The organism is Ferroplasma sp. Type II (assembly GCF_000496155.1).
The window spans coordinates 2,851-4,006 of the sequence record NZ_KI542854.1 but is presented as its reverse complement, the minus strand read 5'-3'; the positions used below and the strand labels follow the sequence as shown (position 1 = coordinate 4,006).

Genomic DNA, 1,156 nt, shown 5'->3' with positions numbered 1-1,156 from the left:
CATAGCTCATTATTGGCGTCAGTGCAGATATGCTTGTCATTCTTATAAATATTAAAATATTTCATGATAGAATTGTTCTGGCTTTATTCGATATGGTATTTGGCCAAACAATCTCAAGTCATTACATATATTGAAAAATATAATAATTAACTTTACAGTTTTTTCATCATTATTCTTTCTATGTTGTGATTCTTTCCCTTTTCTATTATTAATTCGGCGCGGTATCTTGTTTTAATAATATTTTCAGAATAGTTCTTTCCGTTTATATTATCCCATATGCTTGATGACAGTTCAATGGCCTCTTCCCGCGTCAATTCGGAGTATTTCCTGAAATAGGAGTCTTTTTCCCTGAAAGCTGTATCCATAAGCATGAAAAATCTCTCTATAAACCACTGCTTGATGTATTGCACATCTGCATCTATAAATATTGAAAAATCAAGGAAATCTGAAACATAAATCTCATCCTGTCTTCCGAGGCTATTTACCTGCAGTATATTCAATCCTTCTATTATCAGTATATCTGGATCCACTATTTCCTGTTTCTCATTAAGTATGTCATATTTTAGATGGGAATAAACAGGTATTTCCGTATGGCTTATTCCTGATTTTATATCCACCAGAAAATTTATAAGTTCCTGGGTTTCATAGCTTTCCGGGAAACCTTTTCTTTCCATGAGATTCTCTTTTAGCAGCTTAGAATTCTTTTTAAGAAAATTATCGGTGGATACTATGTATATATTATAATCGGGATTAATTCTCTCCAGCAGTGTCTTCAAAAGCCTGGATGTTGTACTCTTTCCTACTGCAACGCTTCCCGTTACCCCTATTATAAATGGAACCTTCTTAGGGTTTATGCCAATGAAACTGTTCCTTTCTGTATAAAGATTCCTGTTATTGTTTATTGAAAGTTGAAGAAATCTGGTTATTGGAAAATAAAAATCACGAATTTGAGATGCTGTGATTTTATCGTTAAGCGCAAGTATCTTTCTTATATCATTTTTGGACAATGTAACATTAAGATTTCCCCTCCTTTTAGCCCATTCATCCCTATCAAACCTTAGATAAAGATTGGAACTTATTTTTCTGGAGGATAGACCTGTTCTATTCATATCCATAAATGTTTAAAGAGTATTTAAATTATTGATGAGAGGCAATT

The 1,156-nt window shown here is 32.6% G+C and carries 1 protein-coding gene; it reads right to left on the bottom strand.

The window, feature by feature from the left end; all coding sequences use genetic code 11:
- Positions 1-152 precede the first annotated feature (152 nt).
- The gene (gene coaA / locus AMDU4_RS13975) at positions 153-1,109 is read right to left on the bottom strand and encodes a type I pantothenate kinase (protein ID WP_290705616.1); all 957 of its coding nucleotides are present in this window, start codon (positions 1,107-1,109) and stop codon (positions 153-155) included.
- Between the last annotated feature and the right edge of the window lie 47 nt (positions 1,110-1,156).